This is a genomic window from Lysinimonas soli, assembly GCF_042655435.1.
Classification (GTDB): Bacteria; Actinomycetota; Actinomycetes; order Actinomycetales; family Microbacteriaceae; genus Lysinimonas; species Lysinimonas soli.
Genome location: NZ_JBHSMG010000005.1, coordinates 49531 through 65511 on the forward strand (window position 1 = coordinate 49531; position 15981 = coordinate 65511).

15 protein-coding genes are annotated in these 15981 nt (G+C 69.5%); 6 read left to right on the forward strand and 9 right to left on the reverse strand.

Going from position 1 to position 15981, the window contains the following annotated elements:
* Positions 1-4: 4 nt before the first annotated feature.
* Positions 5-1120, reverse strand: a complete 1116-nt coding sequence (locus ACFPJ4_RS14360; RefSeq protein ID WP_386741139.1) for a 5-(carboxyamino)imidazole ribonucleotide synthase — start codon at positions 1118-1120, stop codon at positions 5-7.
* Positions 1121-1250: 130 nt separating this feature from the next.
* Here ACFPJ4_RS14360 and ACFPJ4_RS14365 point away from each other — a divergent pair, with 130 nt between their 5' ends.
* Entirely contained in the window at positions 1251-1817 is a 567-nt protein-coding gene (locus ACFPJ4_RS14365) for a GtrA family protein (RefSeq protein ID WP_386741140.1), read from the forward strand.
* Here ACFPJ4_RS14365 and ACFPJ4_RS14370 read toward each other — a convergent pair.
* On the reverse strand, positions 1741-2274 hold the full coding sequence (locus ACFPJ4_RS14370; protein WP_386741141.1) for a PH domain-containing protein: 534 nt from the start codon (positions 2272-2274) through the stop codon (positions 1741-1743). The genes ACFPJ4_RS14365 and ACFPJ4_RS14370 overlap by 77 nt on opposite strands.
* Positions 2275-2283: 9 nt before the next feature.
* A complete protein-coding gene (locus ACFPJ4_RS14375; protein WP_386741142.1) occupies positions 2284-3072 on the reverse strand; it encodes a biotin--[acetyl-CoA-carboxylase] ligase in 789 nt (262 codons plus the stop codon).
* A 42-nt stretch (positions 3073-3114) separates the two neighbouring features.
* Here ACFPJ4_RS14375 and ACFPJ4_RS14380 point away from each other — a divergent pair, with 42 nt between their 5' ends.
* From ACFPJ4_RS14380 to ACFPJ4_RS14390, 3 genes are all read left to right on the forward strand, one after another.
* Complete coding sequence (locus ACFPJ4_RS14380) at positions 3115-3915, forward strand: polyprenol monophosphomannose synthase (RefSeq protein ID WP_386741143.1); 801 nt, start codon at positions 3115-3117, stop codon at positions 3913-3915.
* A 76-nt stretch (positions 3916-3991) separates the two neighbouring features.
* On the forward strand, positions 3992-5623 hold the full coding sequence (locus ACFPJ4_RS14385) for an acyl-CoA carboxylase subunit beta (RefSeq protein WP_386741144.1): 1632 nt from the start codon (positions 3992-3994) through the stop codon (positions 5621-5623).
* Positions 5620-5850 carry an acyl-CoA carboxylase epsilon subunit gene (locus ACFPJ4_RS14390; protein WP_386741145.1) on the forward strand — a complete coding sequence of 77 codons (231 nt, stop codon included), beginning with the start codon at positions 5620-5622 and terminating at the stop codon, positions 5848-5850. The genes ACFPJ4_RS14385 and ACFPJ4_RS14390 overlap by 4 nt, the downstream gene beginning before the upstream one ends.
* 404 nt (positions 5851-6254) lie before the next feature.
* Here ACFPJ4_RS14390 and ACFPJ4_RS14395 read toward each other — a convergent pair whose 3' ends face one another.
* The 4 genes from ACFPJ4_RS14395 to ACFPJ4_RS14410 form a co-directional block, all read right to left on the reverse strand.
* Positions 6255-7298, reverse strand: a complete 1044-nt coding sequence (locus tag ACFPJ4_RS14395) for a hypothetical protein (protein ID WP_386741146.1) — start codon at positions 7296-7298, stop codon at positions 6255-6257.
* On the reverse strand, positions 7295-8572 hold the full coding sequence (locus ACFPJ4_RS14400) for a sensor histidine kinase (RefSeq protein ID WP_386741147.1): 1278 nt from the start codon (positions 8570-8572) through the stop codon (positions 7295-7297). The genes ACFPJ4_RS14395 and ACFPJ4_RS14400 overlap by 4 nt, the downstream gene beginning before the upstream one ends.
* Positions 8562-9266, reverse strand: coding sequence for a response regulator transcription factor (locus ACFPJ4_RS14405; protein ID WP_386741148.1), 705 nt, complete (start codon positions 9264-9266; stop codon positions 8562-8564). Before ACFPJ4_RS14405 ends, ACFPJ4_RS14400 begins: the two co-directional genes overlap by 11 nt.
* Before the next feature lie 104 nt (positions 9267-9370).
* Positions 9371-10651 (reverse strand): class I SAM-dependent RNA methyltransferase, encoded by a 1281-nt coding sequence (locus ACFPJ4_RS14410; RefSeq protein ID WP_386741149.1) that lies wholly within the window; start codon positions 10649-10651, stop codon positions 9371-9373.
* Positions 10652-10743: 92 nt separating this feature from the next.
* On the opposite strand from ACFPJ4_RS14410, the gene ACFPJ4_RS14415 reads away from it, so the two are divergent.
* Together ACFPJ4_RS14415 and ACFPJ4_RS14420 are read left to right on the forward strand one after the other, a co-directional pair.
* Positions 10744-11397: a Maf family protein gene (locus tag ACFPJ4_RS14415; protein WP_386741150.1), complete on the forward strand. Its 654-nt coding sequence runs from the start codon at positions 10744-10746 to the stop codon at positions 11395-11397.
* Between the two features lie 92 nt (positions 11398-11489).
* Entirely contained in the window at positions 11490-13250 is a 1761-nt protein-coding gene (locus tag ACFPJ4_RS14420) for an acetyl/propionyl/methylcrotonyl-CoA carboxylase subunit alpha (protein ID WP_386741151.1), read from the forward strand.
* Between the two features lie 108 nt (positions 13251-13358).
* Here the strand turns inward: ACFPJ4_RS14420 and ACFPJ4_RS14425 are convergent, their stop codons facing one another.
* Together ACFPJ4_RS14425 and ACFPJ4_RS14430 are read right to left on the reverse strand one after the other, a co-directional pair.
* A complete protein-coding gene (locus ACFPJ4_RS14425; protein ID WP_386741152.1) occupies positions 13359-14315 on the reverse strand; it encodes a hypothetical protein in 957 nt (318 codons plus the stop codon).
* 193 nt (positions 14316-14508) lie between these two features.
* The gene (locus ACFPJ4_RS14430; RefSeq protein WP_386741153.1) at positions 14509-15945 is read right to left on the reverse strand and encodes an NAD(P)H-quinone dehydrogenase; all 1437 of its coding nucleotides are present in this window, start codon (positions 15943-15945) and stop codon (positions 14509-14511) included.
* Positions 15946-15981: the final 36 nt, after the last annotated feature.

The following is a 15981-nucleotide window of genomic DNA, read 5'->3' on the forward strand; positions in this document are numbered from 1 at the left end:
CCGATCAGATCTGAAAGAACCCCGCGGCCGCGCGTGCTCGAGCCACCGTGTCGTCGAGCTCGGAGCCGGTTGCGGTCACGTGCCCGACCTTGCGTCCGGGGCGCGACGGCTTGCCGTAGGAGTGGAACTTCGCCTCGGGGCGGTCGCCGAGCGCGGTGGGGTAGCGATCGGGCATCGTGGCGCCCTCCGGGCCCCCCAGCACGTTGACCATCACGCTCCACGGCGCCGTCGGCGACGGGTCCCCGAGCGGCAGGTCGAGCACGGCCCGCAGGTGCTGCTCGAACTGGCTCGTCACGGCGCCGTCGATCGTCCAGTGGCCGGTGTTGTGCGGGCGCATGGCCAGCTCGTTGACGAGCAGCCGTCCGTCGGCCGTCTCGAACAGCTCGACGGCGAGGACTCCGGTCACCTCGAGTTCGGTGGCGATCCGCTCTGCCAGGGCGCGAGCGGCGACCGGCAGCTCGCCCGCATCCGGGGCGGGGGCGAAGACCTCGGCGCACACCCCGCCGCGTTGCACGGTCTCGACGAGAGGCCAGGCCCTGACCTCACCCGAGGGCCGGCGCGCGACGAGCTGGGCCAGTTCGCGACGGAACTCGACGAGCTCCTCGGCGAGCAACCCGATGTCACCCGCGTCGGCGAACCAATCATCGGCGTCCTCGGCCGCGGAGACCACCCGCACGCCCTTGCCGTCGTAGCCGCCGCGGGGGGTCTTCACGACCGCCCGTCCTGCGTGGTCGGCGAGGAACGCAGCGAGATCGTCGGCGTCGCGCACGCGCGCCCAGTCGGGAACGGGCGCCCCGATCGCACTGAGCCGTTCGCGCATGACGAGCTTGTCCTGCGCGACAGCCAGGGCATCCGGTCCTGGATGCACCGGGTGGCCGGCGGCGGTCAGCGCCGCCAGCACGCTCTGCGGGACGTGCTCGTGGTCGAAGGTGATCACGTCGACCCCGGCGGCGAACGCCAGAACCGTCTCGACATCGCGGTAATCGCCGACGGCGGTCGCCGCGATCGCCGCCGAGCTGCCCTCGACCTCGGCGAGCACCCGGATGTCGATCCCCAGCTCGACCGCGGGCGGCACCATCATGCGAGCGAGCTGCCCGCCCCCGATGACCCCGACCTTCACGAGCGGTTCCTGAACGAAGTCGAAGGTTTCATGAGGGGCTCTCCAGGAGACGGCATGGGGCCGAGGTTAGACTTTTCGCCTGTTCGACCCTAATAGCCCGAACGATCCCCGAACGAGGTGGACCCCCGCGATGCGCAAGTTGCTGCTCCAGTTCACCCGCTTCGGGCTGGTGGGAGGGGTCGGGCTGGTCGTCGACTTCGGTGTGTTCAACCTGCTTCGTGCCACGATCTTCGAACCCAGCCACGTTCACGAGGGTCCGGTCTTCGCGAAGATCGTCTCCACGATCCTGGCCATCATCGTCAACTGGGTCGGCAACCGCTTCTGGACATTCCGGGAGCATCGCGGTCGGCAGCTGCTGCGGGAGGGCATCGAGTTCGGCGTCGTCAGCGTCGGGGGCATGCTGATCGGGCTCCTGTGCCTGTTCGTGTCGCACTACGTGCTCGGATACACCTCACTGCTGGCCGACAACATCTCGTCGAACGTGATCGGCCTTGCGCTCGGCACGGCGTTCCGCTTCTCGCTCTACCGCTTCTGGGTGTTCTCGCCCCGGCGCGGTGAACCGAAGCCCGCGCTGTTCCCGGGGCACGAGTCCCCGGGCCTCGACGCGGCTCCTGCGGCGCTCACCGCCGCCCCCACGCCGTCGTCTCGTCACCCGGCCCCGACTGCGCCTGTTGTCGTCGCGCCGCAATCGGATTGAAGCTGCGCTCCATGAGTTCGTTCAGCGCCGACTGCACGAGGTTGGCGCTCGGAACGTCGCGAAGCACCGTCGGGTGTTCGAGCCCGGTGTTGATGATCACGTCGCCGCTGCCGAACAGGGCCTGAAGCCCCGCCTTGCGGACGGTCACGTCGTAGCCGCGGCTGTGCAGCAGCTCTTGACGGGTGCGCACGAGCAGGCCGGAACGGATCACGATCCGGCGCGTGGTGATCGTGTAGTTGTGACCGAGCCAGGACAGCAGCGGACCGACGAAGACCACGAGCGACAACACGCCGCCGACGGCGGGAACCGCGGTGTTCATCCACGGTTCGGGCAGTGTGCCGGTGAAGAAGGCGACCAGGGCGACATCCACGAGCAGGAACGCGGTCGGCCAGAACAAGGCGCGCGAGTGCCGGTGGAGACGCGCGACCACCGACTCGGGAACCGCGTCGGTCGACATGGCTCATTCCTACCGCAGGTGGACGATGTCCCCCGCCGCAATCGCGTGGACACGCCCGGAACCGTCCTCGACCTCCAGACGGCCGATCGAATCGATCGAGACCGCCGTGCCGAGCAGTTCGGATCCTCCGGGCAGCTCCACCCGCACCGAGCGCCCCAGGGTGGTGCAACGCTCCATCACAGCGGCGCGCAGCCCGCTGCGCTGAGCGTCGCCGCCGTCGGCCCAGAACGCGGAGAGCGTGGATCGCAGAGCCGCCAGGTAGGCCGCGAGCACCCGATCGTAGAGCTCATCGTCGCTCGGAGCCCCCGCGATGACGAGGGACGTCGCGGTGGGAGCCGGCAGCTGCGCCGGAGACATCGAGACGTTGAGTCCCGCTCCGATCACGACACCCGATCCCCCCTCGATCACCTCGCACAGGATGCCGCAGACCTTGCGTCCCTCGATCTGGACGTCATTGGGCCACTTGATGCCGACCGGCAGCCCGGGCGCGACCGAACGGATGGCGTCGTGCATGGCGACCCCCGCGGCGAGGGGCAGCCAACCCCCGGCTTCGACGACGAGCTCGCCGCCGACGGGCGGGCGCACCAGCACCGAGATGGCCAGAGAGGTTCTCGGCGGAGCGACCCAGACACGATCGAGGCGACCGCGACCCGCCGTCTGGTTCATCGTGACCACCGTCGTGAACGTCGCCACCTCAGCGGCACTCGCCAGCGCGACGAGTTCCGAGTTGGTCGACCGCACCTCGTCCTGCACGATGAGCGACGGCACCTCACGGCGGGCCAGGGTGAACGCGGTCATGAGGTCAGCCTAGGGTCGTCGATCCCATACTCTGGAGCGATCATGTCCTCCGCACACCCCGTCCCGGTGAGCATGGAGCACGCGGTCGTCATCGTCCCGACGTACAACGAGGCCGAGAACATCGAACGGGCGATCGCTGCGATCCGCTCGGCGTCGCCCGACATCCACATCCTGATCGTCGACGACTCGAGCCCCGACGGAACCGGACAGATCGTCGACCGCCTCGCCCAAGGCGACGCCCGGTTGTCGGTGCTGCACCACGGCGACCGCGGTGGTCTCGGCGCCGCCTACCTGGCGGGCTTCGAGCGCGCACTCGACGACGGGTACACGGTGCTGATCGAGATGGATGCCGACGGCTCCCATCCGGCTGCGGCATTGCCCGCGATGGTCTCCCGGCTCGACGACCCCGATCACGCCGACCTGGTCATCGGCTCCCGCTGGATCACCGGCGGCGGCTTCGTCGACTGGCCGGCCTCCCGCCGCGTACTCAGTCGCGCCGGAAATGCCTACACGCGACTCGCGCTCGGCATCCAGGTGCGCGACGCCACAGCCGGGTTCCGCGCCTATCGGGCCGCGGCGCTGCGCACGCTCGATCTCGACGGAGTCGAGTCGCGGGGCTACTGCTTCCAGATCGACATGACGCGGCGCGTGCTGGACGCCGGGTACGTGGTCGCCGAGGTTCCGATCGTCTTCCGGGACAGACGTCACGGAGCGTCGAAGATGAGCACCGCCATCGTCGCCGAGGCGATGCTCCGCGTCACGGTGTGGGGGCTCGCGCGACGGTTCGGTCGGCGCACCGGTCGGCGTCCTGCTCTGACGCGGCCCGCCGATCCGGTGGAGTAGTGCCGAAGTTCGCCCCATCCTTTTGTCGACATCCCCCAACGCCCGACCCCACCCGCCCCTCGGTAGGCTGAACGGCGTGACTGCCGACGCCGCCCCCTCGCCCGCACCGGTGCCCGCCCCCTCGAGGGCCGGCGACCTGTTCACGACGGCGGGCAAGCTCGCCGATCTCAAGGTCCGCTACCACGAGGCGGTGACGGCGAGCGGCGAGGCCGCCATCCAGAAACAGCACGCCAAGGGCAAGAAGACCGCGCGCGAGCGCATCGAGCAGCTGCTCGACCAGGGCTCATTCGTCGAACTCGACGAGTTCGTGCGGCATCGCACCCACGCCTTCGGCATGGAGAAGACCCGGCCCTACGGCGATGCGGTCGTGACCGGCACCGGCACGATCCACGGTCGGCAGGTCGCCGTGTACTCGCAGGACTTCACGATCTTCGGCGGCTCGCTCGGTGAGGTGGCCGGCGAGAAGATCATCAAGGTCATGGAGCTGGCGCTCAAGACCGGCGTGCCGATCATCGGCATGCTCGACTCGGGCGGTGCGCGCATCCAGGAGGGCGTCGTCGCCCTCGGCAAGTACGGCGAGATCTTCCGGCTCAACACGCAGGCCTCGGGGGTCATCCCGCAGATCTCGATCATCATGGGCCCCGCAGCCGGAGGCGCCGTGTACTCGCCGGCGCTCACCGACTTCGTCATCATGGTCGACAAGACCAGCCACATGTTCGTGACCGGGCCGGACGTCATCAAGACCGTCACGGGAGAGGACGTCGGCTTCGAGGAGCTCGGCGGCGCGCTCACCCACAACACCGTCAGCGGCGTCGCGCACTACCTCGCCAGCGACGAGGATGATGCGCTCGACTACGCACGCGGCCTGATCAGCTTCCTGCCCGACAACAACCTCGCGGGGCTGCCGGTCTACGAGAGCGAGGTCGAACTCGAGATCACGGACGAGGACCGCAAGCTCAACACGATCATCCCCGATTCGCCGAATCAGCCGTACGACGTGCACGTGGTCATCGACCACCTCGTCGACAACGGCGACTTCCTCGAGGTGCAGCCGCTCTACGCCCCGAACATCGTGGTCGGCTTCGCCCGGGTGGAGGGCCGCTCGGTCGGCATCATCGCCAACCAGCCGAGCCAGATGGCCGGAACCCTGAACATCGAGGCGGGCGAGAAGGCGGCGCGGTTCGTGCGCTTCTGCGACGCGTTCTCGATCCCGATCGTGACCCTCGTCGATGTGCCCGGCTACCTGCCCGGGACCGATCAGGAATGGACGGGCGTCATCCGGCGCGGCGCGAAGCTCCTGTACGCCTACGCCGAGGCCACCGTTCCTCTTGTCACCGTGATCACCCGCAAGGCCTACGGCGGCGCCTACATCGTCATGGGGTCCAAGCAGCTGGGCGCCGACATCAACTACGCGTGGCCCACTGCCGAGATCGCCGTCATGGGCGGCCAGGGCGCGGTCAACATCCTCTATCGCGGCGAGATCCGCGCGGCGGAAGCGGCGGGCGAGGATGTCGCGGCCGTCCGCACCAAGCTGGCCAACGAGTACACCTACAACGTCGCGAGCCCGTTCCTGGCGGCGGAGCGCGGTGAACTGGATGGCGTCATCGAGCCGGCCGCGACGCGCATCGCCGTGATCAAGGCCCTGCGGGCGCTGCGGACGAAGCGCGCCAGCCTCCCGCCCAAGAAGCACGGGAACATCCCGCTGTGACCGCGGCCGACGGGGGGCCCCACCAGGCCTACGACATCCACATCAGCGGGGGGTCCCCGACTCCGGAGGAGATCGCGGCGGTGACGGCGGTGCTCACCGCGGCTCTCGAGGAACTCGCGGGCGAGAGTCGACGACGGCAACGCCTGGCCCCGACGGCGTGGGAGCGTAGTCAGCGTGCAGTTCGTACCCCGTTGGGGCCGGGAACCTGGGCGACTTTCGGCCGTTGACGGGCCGACGAGCGGCCGTCGCCGTTTCGGAATCCGTCGCAGAAGCCACGGAATCGGTCGTTCAGGAACCACGCGACCGACGATCTCGGCGTCGAGCGAGCGGTTGTCCCCCGATCTCAGCGAACCCCGAAAGGGGGCGCCCGCGGTCGCAGGGGACCCGAGACGTCTGTCCCCGTTCGTGTCCCCCGAAATACCTACTGCGGGAACGCAGCGGATGGTGCAGAGTTATGGACTAACAGATGTGTCTCATCGAGACGCATCGCCATTCATCGGTCGACTAGGGTAAGCGGACCGATGATGTGGGGGCGAGTCAGGGCGATATTCGGGTTGTCGCCCTGACTCGGATTGTGACGAAGGGCCGGGCGTGAACGCCCGGCCCTTCGCTCTCTCTGCATGACTCAGGCTCATGGTTCGAGCGTGCGCGGGATCTCCAGCCAGAGCTCGACTTCATCGTCTTCGAGCGAGTCGCGGCCGAGCAGACTCGCGCTGCCGTCGTCGCTCGTGCGCAGCCCGACGACCGTGACCGCGATGTCCGACCCTTCGGGCACTGTCCGGGCGATCACCTTGTCGGCCGTCGTGTCGCGGATCGCCGCCGCGAGCCGGTCGAGGATCCGATCGAGGTCGGGCTCGTCGATGTCGTCGATGCCGCCCTCATCGAGCAGGGTCACCGTCGTTCCGCGCCGCCGCGCCAGCATGACCTGTTCTCGAACGGCGTCGTTGAGCAGCTTTCGGCCGCGGATCTCATCGCGGATCGCGCCCTCGAGATGGAGGCACTCCGCCCGCTGCGCGGGGGTCAGGTCGCCCCGCGACTGCTGGATGGTCCGAAGCATCGGCAAGGCCATCACGCTGGTCTGACTCAAGCGGAACTGCCGCTCGTTGAGGTGCGCCTCCTGGGCCGCTTGCCACTCGGTAGCCTCCCGCTCGGCGAGGGCGAAGCGGCGCGAGTCGCGTGCCGCTTTGGAGAGCGTGTTGGTGAGGATGTGCGAGACGCCCACCCACGCCGCGCTGCCGATCACGCCGATGCTCGGAAGGGCCGCAGGACCCGCCCACAGCAGCGTCTGCGCCACGAGGAAGCCGATTCCGACCCAGGCGAACCCCGGGCGACGTCGAGTGGAGATGATCGTCATGAGGGTGCCGACGGCCGCCACGTACCAGGTGCCGTAGCTGTATCCCCCCGGATAGTTGGGGATGAGCACCGACGTCACCAACAGCGGCAAGGCGACGGCGACCGCGAGGCTGAACGCCGCCATCCAGATCGGCATCTGCGCGCCCTTGCCGGGGACGAGCACCACGATCGTCGTGATGGCGTACAGGATGATCGCCGCGATGATGGGGCCCGTGGAGTAGATGTAATCGCCCGACAGCGAGTAGAGGGCGAGCACGATGTGGTAGCTCGAGAACAGGGCGGCGAGGCCCACGATGAGGGCTCGAGGCACGCCGATCGTCATGACTCGCCCCGCTTGCGTTCGGCCTCCGCGACGAATCCGGCGAACTCGGGTGCGCCGGACGAGCTGCCGTCGGGCCACCGCAGGGTGATCTTCGTGCCGGCACCGGGTGTCGACTCGATCTCGGCGCGCCCCCCGGCCGTCGCAAGACGCTCGATGATCGAGACCCGCACGCCGAGCCGCTCCTGGGGAACCGATGCGAGGTCGAAGCCGGCACCCCGGTCGCCGATCTGCACCTCGATGCCGTTGTCGGCGCGGCCCCGGATGGTGACCCAGCGCTCGACCGCTCCACCGGCGTGCTGAAGGCTGTTGACCATGCCCTGCACCGCTGCCGAGTACACCGCCTCGGCGACCACGAGAGGCATCGAACTGTGACCGACCCCGATCGTCCGCACGCTGATGGGCTGCGACATCGCGGCCGCCGCCTCGGCGATCCGACTGGCCACCACACCGCCGCGGACCATGGCGTCGGCATCAGGCGCGGTGGCGACGGCATCCCGCAGGTAGCCGATCGCGTTGCCCGCCATCGTCGCCGCGAGCTCCTGCGCCTCCGGCGTGTAAGCGCGGGCCGCCGACAGCAGGGTGGTCAGCACGCTGTCGTGCACGATGGCGTCGACCTGCACGCGCTCGGCTTCGGTGGCGTGCTGACGCACGGCGTGCGAATACCGCTCCAGCGCCGTGTCCTGCGCGCGGTCGACCGCCCGTGCGGCGTAGCGCAGGATCGTGAAGATGATCGTGATGACCCCGCCCAGGATCACGGCGTACACCGAGTCGAGGGCCGCCTGCAGCACCGTCGAATGACCGCCGGCGGGGGTCAGACGGATCAGGGCATAGATCGCAGGAACCGCGAGCAGGTACACGATCGCCGTGCGGATGCCGAAACCGATCGCCGCCATCGCCGTCGCGATCGTGAGCAGATAGTAGAGCCACGGGCTGTCGGTCGGGGCATGCTCGGGATCGTTGACGGCGAGCGGCCAGGTCACGAGCATGACGAGGTAGACCGCGCAGAAGGTGATGCTCGCCGTGCGGACCCCTCGGCCCCCGATCGAGGTCGCGGCGGCGAAAAGCAGGGCGGCGACGATGAGGCCCACCGAGGCGCCGAAGTAGACGGGATTGACCGAGGACTGCTGCCCGAGCAGCGCGGGAAGCGACTGCAGGAAGAAGGCGATGCCGAACCCGGCGGCCGATCGTGCAACCGCGGACTCGACTCTGGTCAGGCTGAGGGGGTTGGTGACCCGTCGGCCGGGAGGCGGGGTGGGCGGTCCGCTAGCGGCCATCGCCGCCGTCGGGATCGAGTCCAGGCAGGATGCCGTCCTCGACTGCGCGGCGGAGCAGATCGACCTTGGTGGGCGCGGGGCGACCGACCTCGACGTACTTGACCCGGATGCGGTCGAGATACTCCCGTGCCGTCGAGTAACCGATGCCGAGCTGCTCGGCGGCGAGTTTGAGGGGAAGGCCGGACGCGTACAGGTGCAGGATCTCGCGCTCGCGGCGACCCAGCTGCGCCTTGGCGAAGTCACGGTCTGCGTCGATCGCAGTGGCCCACTCGAGGTTGTTGAGCACCTCGCCGCGAGCGACCGTGGCGGCGGCCGCGATCACGGTCTTGGTGGCCGACGACTTCGGGATGACGCCGGCGGCGCCCGCCGCCAGCGCTTCGCGCACGAGGGCCACACGGTCGGCGATGCTGTGCACGAGCACGGCCGACCCGGCGGCCTGCACGCGCTTGACGTTCTCGGTCACCGAGGAGCCGTCGCCGAGCGACAGGTCGAGCACCGTCACATCGACCTCGCGGCCCGCGAGGCCCTCGATCAGCTCGTCGACGTTCGAGGCCGCGATGACGAAGTCGTAGCCGTCTTCGATGAACGCGGCCTTCAGGCCGAGTCGAACCGACTCGTGGTCGTCGACGACGGCGACCTTCACGTGCGCGGTTCCCGGGTCGGACCCCGGTGGACGTTCGATCGTTTGAGCCACGTTCATCCTGTCTCCCCCAGAATCTGCGGGCGGCGAGACGCCCACAGCACATGGTATCGCTCAGACCCCTCACCGACCCCTGTCGCCGTCGTGGCGTTTGCGCGTCACTCCCGCACGAGCAGACCGACCGCCTCCAGGTGATGCGTGTGCGGGAACAGGTCGAGCGCGCGCAGGGCCTGCAAGCGATAGCCGAAGCCGTCCAGGATCGCCACGTCGCGCGCGAACGCAACCGGATCGCACGCCACGTAGACCAGCTGGGCCGGCTTCACCGCGGCCAGGGCCGCGAGCACGGCCTTGCCCGCCCCGGAACGAGGTGGATCGAGCACGACCGTCCCCGCGGCCAGACGAGACAGCTCCCCCGCCGACGACCCGGCCAACTGCCGTACCCAGTGCTCGACGCGGGCGGTGACCGCGGTGGCTCCGACCCACTCGGCGAGGTTCTCGGCCGCGTGCTCGGTGGCGCGGGCATCCGACTCGACGCTCGTGATCCGCACCGTACGCCCGAACCGGTCGCCCACGGCGGCGGCGAGCAGTCCGACACCGCCGTAGAGGTCGAGGTTCGCGGCCCGCGGATCGAACAGAGCCGGGTCGATGGCCTGCTGGACGGCCTCCGTCAGGGCCGACGCGGCACCGAGGTGCACCTGCCAGAACCCGCCGTCGTCGACGCGGAACTCCCGGTCTCCCACGCGCTCTCGCACGACGCTCGGCGCTTGCCGGCCGATGATGAGCCGCGCTCCCCCGGTGCCGGGGGCGAGCACGTCGACGGTGTCCGATCCCGTGATGCGCTCCGTCAGCGGGGCGATCTCGCGAACGGCGGGGACGGCGAGCGGCAGGCTCGTCACCGGGATGACGCGATGCGACCGCGCCGCGTAGGGTCCGACGGTGCCGGCCTCGACGGTCGTCCCGGCCGCGTCGCGATCCTCCCCCGAGGCGACGTGCAGGCGCACCCGGGTACGCCATCCCGTGCCGTCGGCCGGCCCGGGAAGGGCCTCGACCGCGGTCTCGCGTTCGATCCCGGCCATTCGTGAGAGGGCTTCGGCGAGCACCTCGGCCTTGAGGCGGCGTTGGTGCGCGAGATCGATGTGGCCGAACTCGGCGCCGCCGGCGCGGTCGTCGGGGTCGCGATCCACCGAGGCCTCGGGCCAGACGTGCGCCTGCCGGTGCGGACTCGGCTCGAGCACGCGCACGGTCTCGGCGCGCCAGAAGCTCGGCTTGCTGTCATCCGAGATCCGGGCGAGCACCCGCTCTCCCGGGATCGCGTCCGAGACGAAGACCACTCGGCCGTCGAGCCGGGCGACCGAGATGCCGCCGTGGGCGATCTTGGTAGCCTCGAGTTCGACCTCGTGGCCGAGCATGTCGCCCGCGGCGCCCCGCAGCTCAGCCATTCGCGGCACCGCCCACTCGCCCGCCGCGGCTCATCCGCACAGTTCCGTCCACCCCGCACCGTCCATCCACCCGGAAAGCATAGGAGCGAGCGATGCCGACCACCGACCCGGCCGCGGTGCGCCTCTACCTGGCGTCGACCTCACCGGCCCGCCTGGCGACGCTTCGCGCCGTCGGCATCGAGCCGATCACGATCCCCTCGCGGGTCGACGAGGAGGCCGCCGTGCGGTCGGCGGCACCCGGTACGCCCACCGAGATGGTGCAGTTGCTCGCCCGGCTGAAGGCCGAGGCCGTGGTCGAGGGAGGGTCGCTCGACGGCTCGGCGATCGACGGGCTGGTGCTCGGCGGCGACTCGGCGTTCGAGTTCGGTGGCGCCGTCTACGGCAAGCCCCACCTGCCCGAGACGGCCCGGCAACGCTGGCACGAGCAGCGCGGCCTCTCGGGGGTTCTGCACTCCGGGCACTGGCTGATCGACGCACGCGGCGGAGTCGTCGGGGCCGCGATCGGCGGGGTCGCCGACGCGCGCGTGCACTTCGCCGACGACATCACCGATACCGAGATCGACGCCTACATCGCGACCGGGGAGCCGCTCGAGGTGGCGGGCGCATTCACGATCGACTCCAAGGGCGCAGGATTCATCGAGCGCATCGAGGGTGATCCGCACGCCGTGGTCGGGCTCAGCGTTCCCCTGCTGCGGCGCCTCGTGCGGGCCCTCGGCGTCGAATGGACCGATCTCTGGAACGTGTGACGACGCTTGTCGACACTCCCGCATCCGACCGGGCTCTTTCTGTCGGGGTGCGACAAAGTCGGACGTCCGAGTACCCCATAGGCTGGGTGACTATGGCTAGCATCTCGAAGGTCCTGATCGCCAATCGGGGGGAGATCGCGGTGCGAGTCATCCGCGCCGCCCGCGACTCGGGGATCAGCTCCGTCGCCGTCTACGCCGACCAGGACAGGGACGCCCGGCACGTCAAGCTCGCCGACGAGGCCTACGCGCTCGAGGGCACGACGAGCGCCGACACCTACCTGGTCGCCGACAAGCTGCTCTCGATCGCGCGCCGCTCGGGGGCGGATGCCGTGCATCCCGGATACGGCTTCCTGGCCGAGAACGCCGACTTCGCCCGGGCCGTCATCGCCGCCGGACTGATCTGGATCGGGCCCTCGCCCGAGGCGATCGAGCGCCTGGGCGACAAGGTCAGCGCGCGGCACGTCGCCGAGAAGGTCGGCGCTCCCCTCGCACCCGGCACGCTCGAACCCGTCGCGGACGCGGACGAGGTGCTCGCCTTCGTCGACGAGGTCGGCCTGCCGGTCGCGATCAAGGCGGCGTTCGGCGGCGGCGGGCGCGGTCTCAAGGTCGCCAGAACGCGCGAGGAGGTTCCCGAGCTCTTCGACTCGGCCGTGCGCGAAGCGGTGGCCGCCTTCGGACGCGGCGAGTGCTTCGTCGAGAAGTACCTCGACGAGCCGCGACACGTGGAGACCCAGTGCCTGGCGGACTCCGCGGGCAACGTCGTCGTGATCTCGACCCGCGACTGCTCGCTGCAGCGCCGTCACCAGAAGCTGGTCGAAGAGGCGCCCGCCCCGTTCCTCACCGCGGAGCAGATCGAGCTCCTGTACCGCTCGTCCAAGGCGATCCTCAAGGAGGTCGGCTACGTCGGCGCCGGAACCTGCGAGTTCCTGATCGGCAAAGACGGCACCGTCTCGTTCCTCGAGGTGAACACGCGACTGCAGGTCGAACATCCGGTCTCGGAGGAGGTCACCGGCATCGACCTCGTGCGGGAGCAGTTCCGCATCGCCGAGGGCGGCACGATCGACTACGACGACCCGATCGCGACGGGACACAGCTTCGAGTTCCGCATCAACGGTGAGGATCCGGGGCGCAACTTCCTGCCGACGCCCGGACCCGTTCAGGTGCTGCGCTTCCCGGGCGGACCGGGCGTTCGCGTCGACAGCGGCGTGACGACGGGCGACGTGATCTCGGGGGCGTTCGACTCGCTGCTCGCCAAGCTCATCGTGACCGGATCGACCCGCGAGGACGCACTCGAGCGCTCCCGCCGGGCGCTCGACGAGTTCGAGGTCGCCGGACTGCCGACCGTGCTGCCGTTCCATCGCAAGGTCGTGCGCGATCCGGCATTCACTGCCGCGGACGGGCACTTCGGGGTGTACACCCGCTGGATCGAGACCGAGTTCGTCAACGACCTCGAGCCGTGGGGCGGCATCCTGGCCGACGCCGCCGTTCCCGAGAAGCGCCACAACGTGGTCGTCGAGGTCGAGGGCAAGCGCGTGTCGGTCTCGTTGCCCACGAAGCTGCTGCCGTCATCCGGCTCGGTCTCAAACGCTCCCGCCCCGAAACGGCGCGCGGGCGGCGGAGCCGGATTCGCCACCGCGGGCACCGGGGTCAAGGCACCCATGCAGGCCACGATCGTCAAGGTCGCGGTCAAGGACGGCGACAAGGTCGTCAAGGGCGACCTGGTCGTGGTGCTCGAGGCGATGAAGATGGAGCAGCCGCTCACCGCCCACAAAGACGGCACGATCACCAAGATCGACGCCACGGTCGGCGCGACGGTCTCGTCGGGTCACCTGCTGCTCACCATCGAGGACTGAGCGCGCGGGCCTCTCCTTTTCTTCCCTTCCTGTCCCCTTCCTGTCCTGCCTTTGAAGTCAACCCTCCGGTTTGTTTCCCTGGTTTGACTTCAAAGAGGGTTGATCCGCTCAAGGGCGGAGCCCAGCCGCCAACAGCAGCGTCGCCAGCGCCCGAGGGGATGCCGCGACGCCCGAGCCCCAGCGGGAGAATCGGTGGCCTCGCGCTCGGAGGGCGTCCTCACGCTGTTTCTCTTCGTACAGCACCTCTTCGGCGCTGAGTCCGCCGCGAAGTTCTGCTTCGAGGTACTTGGCCTTCCCGTCGAATTCGCCGATGAGGTTCGACTCCTCCCACCAGAAGTCGACGTACCAGAACCCGCCTCCGGGTTTGGGAAACGCCTTCTGCAGCTCGGGCGCGGGAAGCCCGGCGACGGCGATGGAGACGCGGCTCACCGACTCCCACGGCGATCCGGAGCGCCCGTCCGCGAACTCGAGGACGTCACGAGCCCGAGCGCTTCCATGACGCTGCGGGATCGAAGACAACTGCTTCCGAAGATCCGCATGCCCGACCTTCGGCAGTACCTCGCCTGCCGTCGAGCGACCGCTGAGGGCCGCATCCGCGACGACCACCGCAGCGTATCTGTCGGATGATGCGGCGACGTCCACGACCGTCCTCGCTAACGGCGTCACCCGCAGTCCGTCAATGACCACGAAGTCCAGCGCCCGGAGACCGGCGGCATGCCGGATGACGCGCTTGGTCGTCCGCCCCGCGAGCAGAGTGGGGTCGAAAGCATGGACTCGAGCTGTCCACGGACCGTGCCACGGGAGCCGCCACATCGCCGCCGCCGACTCGCGACCGAAGATCAGCTCCGGGCTTGATGTCGCGGCGACCGCGGCGATGCGGGCTCGGTATCGGGCATCCGGCGTGAGGGCACGCCATAGATCGCGACGAAGGTAGGCACCGCGGGAGATGCGGATCAGTTCGCCCTTCCGCACTGCTGCCGCCATGGCGACGCGCTCGCTCGGAAAGCGGGCGTCTCGGGCGAGCAGGAGTTCGTCTCTCCACGCCTCGGTGACCGCGAACTTCATCGCTCAAGCCTCGACGCCAAGTTCCCCGACTCCCGCCGTCACGGGAATCGTCGTGGGGAACCCTCGCCCTCTACTCCCGTGAAGGAGGCGCCGATCCCGCATCCACCGGCACCTTTGAAGTCAATCGGGCGCTACGAGGCTGTGCTCCGACTTCAGACCGGCAGGAGGTCGGGGGGGCCGCCCGGCGGGCCGGTCAGCTGACGATGTGCATGGCGCGCGCGGCGTCGGTCACGCTCGCCGAGAGCGAGGGATAGACGCTGAAGGCACGGGCGAGCTGGTCGACCGTGAGCCGGTGCTCGACCGCGAGCGCGATCGGCAGGATGAGGTCGCTCGCCTTGGGTGCGACGACGACGCCGCCGATGACGGTCCCCGAGCCGGTGCGGGCGAAGATCTTGACGAAGCCGTCTTTGATGCCCATCATCTTGGCCCGCGGGTTCGAGGCGAGCGGCAGCTTGAAGATGTCGCCCTGGGCGACCCCCTCTTCGATCTGCTTCTGCGACCAGCCGACCGTGGCGACCTCGGGCTGGGTGAAGATGTTCGAGCTCACGTTGCGCAGCTCGGTCGGCGCGACCGCGTCGCCCATCGCGTGGTACACCGCCGTGCGCCCCTGCATCGACGCCACCGACGCCAGGGGCAGGAAGTCGCTGCAGTCCCCCGCCGCGTAGACCATCGGCATCGAGGTGCGGGCGACGCGGTTGACCCGGATGTGTCCGCTCTCGGTGAGCTGGACCCCCGCCTCTTCGAGGCCAATGTCGGCCGTGTTGGGCACGGAGCCGACCGCCAGCAGGCAGTGCGATCCCTCGACCGTGCGCCCGTCGCTGAGGGTGACGAGCACGCCCTCCTTGGTGCGCTTCACGGATGCCGCGCGGCTCTTCGAGAGCACATCCATTCCGTTGCGGGTGAAGACGTTCTCGATGACGCGCGCCGCGTCGGCGTCCTCGCCCGGGAGCACCTGCTCGCGACTGGACACCAGGGTCACCTTCGAGCCCAGCGCCAGGTAGGCCGAGGCGAACTCCGCACCGGTCACGCCGGATCCGACCACGACCATGTGCTCCGGCACCTCGTGGAGCGAGTACAGCTGGGTCCAGGTCAGGATGCGCTCGCCATCCGGCTTCGCGGTCGACAGTTCGCGCGGCCGGGCGCCGACCGAGACGACGAGCGTGTCGGCCTCGATCTCGTCGAAGTCGGTGCGGGTCTTGCCCGTGCCGGTCGAGACGACGAGCCGGTTCGGTCCGTCGAGCCGGCCGTCGCCCGCGACGATCCGCACCCCCGCCTTGATGAGCTGCGACTTCATGTCCTCCGACTGCTGGCGGGCCAGCAGCAGCAGCCGCTGATTCACGGCTCCCAGGTTGACCGCGACCTCGGGGCGCACCGGGCGGCCCGCCTCGTTGCGGATGAAGAACTGCACTCCGAGATCGGCTGCCTCGCCCGCCGCGTTGGCCGCCTCGGCCGTCGCGATGAGCGTCTTCGACGGCACGACGTCGGTGAGCACGGCGGAGCCGCCGACGCCGGCGCGTTCCACGAGGGTCACGTCCGCTCCGAGCTGGGCGCCCGCGAGGGCCGCCTCATACCCGCCGGGCCCCCCACCGAGGATGGCGATGCGCTGGGTCCGCTCGAACTCGTATGGCATGCTCCCATTCTCCCGTACCGGGAGTGCGCGTGTCGC